Source organism: Streptomyces sp. NPDC005728, from assembly GCF_040630895.1.
In the GTDB taxonomy this organism is placed as follows: domain Bacteria; phylum Actinomycetota; class Actinomycetes; order Streptomycetales; family Streptomycetaceae; genus Streptomyces.
Window position 1 is genome coordinate 1 of record NZ_JBEXYL010000258.1, and the last position, 2,443, is coordinate 2,443.

The following is a 2,443-nucleotide window of genomic DNA, read 5'->3' on the forward strand; positions in this document are numbered from 1 at the left end:
CCGGGTAGGTTCGGGTGTATGGCGACGGGAGTGATCACGGGGGAGGCCGGGTATGCCCGGTTCACCTTCCGTGTGCGCCTGTCGAAGGCGGCCCGGCGTGCGCTGGAAGCGGAATGGGACCGGTGCCGGTGGATCTGGAACGAGTGCGTGGCCCGCTCGAAGAAGCCCCACGCGGAGGGTGAGAAGGTCGGTCCGGCTGCGCTGGACCGGATGCTGACCGAGGCAAGGCGCACAATCCCGTGGCTGGCTGCTGGGTCGAGTGTTCCTCAGCAGCAGCTCGTACGCGACTTCGGCAAGTCCCGTGCGAACGCGCTGAAGGACATCAAGGACCGTGTGCCGCAGCGCCGCCGGGCGGAGAGGGTGGTGTGGTCGCGGGAGCTTCCGACCGACCCGTCCAGCGTGCGCGTGTACCAGGACGCCACAGGTGCGTGGTATGCCTCGTTCGTCGTGCCCGCGCCCATCGAGCCCCTGGCACCCACCGGGCGCGTGATCGGGATCGACTGGGGCGTACGCGAGAGTGCGACCACCACCAGTGACACGCACGACCTTCCCCACCCGCAGCATGGCAAGACGGCTGCGCCAAAGCTCGCCCGCTATCAGCGGATGATGGCCCGGCGCCGGCCGGCGCGGGGACAGGCCGCCTCGAACGGGTACCGGGAAGCGAAGCGGCAGACGGCAAGGCAGTGAGGAGCCCCTGGGCATCGGCGAGGTGGCCGAACGGACCGGACTCAGCGTGCACGCCCTGCGGTACTACGAGCGCGAGGGCCTGCTGGTCGGACCGGTCCAACGCACTGCCGGCGGCCGGCGTCGCTACACCACGGTCGATGTCGACTGGCTGCTGATCTGCGTCAAGCTCCGCGAGTCCGGTATGCCGCTCTCCGACCTCAAGCGGTTCGCCGAACTGGTGCGACGAGGCCCGGGCAACGAGGCGGAACGCCTGCAGCTCCTCGACATCCACCGGCAGCGTGTCGACGCACAGATCCAGGCGCTGGAGGAGTGCCGTTCCGTCATCGTGTGGAAGGTCGGTGTCTACGCCGGCCACCTCGCCCGCGGTGAGGCCGGAGGACTCTGGGACCCGAGGGCCTGAAGCAAGGACGGACATCGCCACGTCTTGCAGGACCTGCCGGCGCAGGCGTGACGAACCCTGCACCATCGGGTTCGCGAGCGACATACCTGCTTGCGGACACCGTCAACAACATCCTGGCCCAAAGCGACCGGGCATACAGCTCCGGCCGCAACCGGCGCTACCTGCGTAGACGCCACCTCCGGCACACCATCCCCGAACCGAAGAACCGCCCCGAACTCGAAACCTGGCTGCCGGTGGGGGCCAGATGTGCGCGGGTCGTCGGCCGCCTCTCGTACCCGACCGGATCGGGCACAGGATGTCGGGTCCGGCAGGGTGGTTCCTTCCTAACGTGAGTGATCGAAAGGGAAGGAGGCCGGGGTGCTGGAGCGGCTGAACCAGGCCATGGAGCACATCGAGTGCCACCTTGATCGGCGGATCGAGGGGGCCGACCTGGCGCGGATCGTGGTGACTTCGGAGTACCACTTGCGGCGGCTGTTCTCCGCGCTGGCGGGAATTCCGCTGTCGGAGTACATCCGGCGCAGGCGGCTCACGATCGCTGGTGCCGAGGTGCTGGCCGGGGACCGGACGCTGTTGGAGATCGCGGTGCGGTACGGCTACACGTCGGGGGAGGCGTTCGCGCGTGCGTTCCGCGTCATGCACGGCGTCGGCCCCGGCGAGGCCAGGCGGTCCGGTGCGAGTCTGCAGTCCCAGCCACGGCTGTCCTTCCGCCTCACCGTCGAAGGGAGTAGCAGTATGCGATACCGGGTCGTGGAGAAGGATGAGTTCCGTGTGGTCGGCAGGAAGGTACGGGTCCCCCTCGTGTACGAGGGGGTGAACCCGGCCATCGCCGACTTCATCCGTGGCATCGGGCAGGAGACGCTGCAGCGCATGCAAAGTCTGTCTGATCAGGAGCCGCAGGGGATCGTAGGGGTGAGTGAGAACCTGGACCCGAGTCGGGCGGAAGGAACCGAACTCGACTACTACCACGGGGTGGTGACCCGAGCCGCCGTGCCCGAGGACATGGATGCGCTCACCGTGCCGGCCGGGATGTGGGCCGTCTTCGAGAGCTCCGGGCCGTTTCCGCAGGCGCTGCAGTACCTCTGGCGGGACGTGTTCACGCAGTGGTTCCCGTCCAATCCCTACCGGAGCCGGCCGGGCCCCGAGATCCTGCGGACCCGGCTGTCGCCGGATGCCACGCAGGCGGATGCGGAGCTGTGGATCCCCGTGGAGCGGACTGTGGTCTGAATGACAGCGTGCGGCGGCCCCTGGGCCGCCCCCCCCGGGGGACGGTGGTGCAAACCGGGGAAACAAATAGGCCCGCCCCCCGGCGGAAACGGGCCCGGGGGCCGGTGCGGGGCCCCCCCGGGCGCCCCGCGG

2 protein-coding genes and 1 pseudogene are annotated in these 2,443 nt (G+C 69.2%); all 3 read left to right on the forward strand.

Annotation, left to right across the window (positions count from 1 at the left end; translation table 11 throughout):
- Nucleotides 1-18 precede the first annotated feature (18 nt).
- Nucleotides 19-681, forward strand: a pseudogene (locus tag ABZ471_RS48320) (transposase); the annotation flags it as partial.
- A gap of 28 nt (nt 682-709) precedes the next feature.
- On the forward strand, nt 710-1,087 hold the full coding sequence (locus tag ABZ471_RS48325) for a MerR family transcriptional regulator (RefSeq protein ID WP_359075531.1): 378 nt from the start codon (nt 710-712) through the stop codon (nt 1,085-1,087).
- A gap of 357 nt (nt 1,088-1,444) precedes the next feature.
- Complete coding sequence (locus ABZ471_RS48330; RefSeq protein ID WP_359075532.1) at nt 1,445-2,311, forward strand: AraC family transcriptional regulator; 867 nt, start codon at nt 1,445-1,447, stop codon at nt 2,309-2,311.
- Nucleotides 2,312-2,443 lie beyond the last annotated feature (132 nt).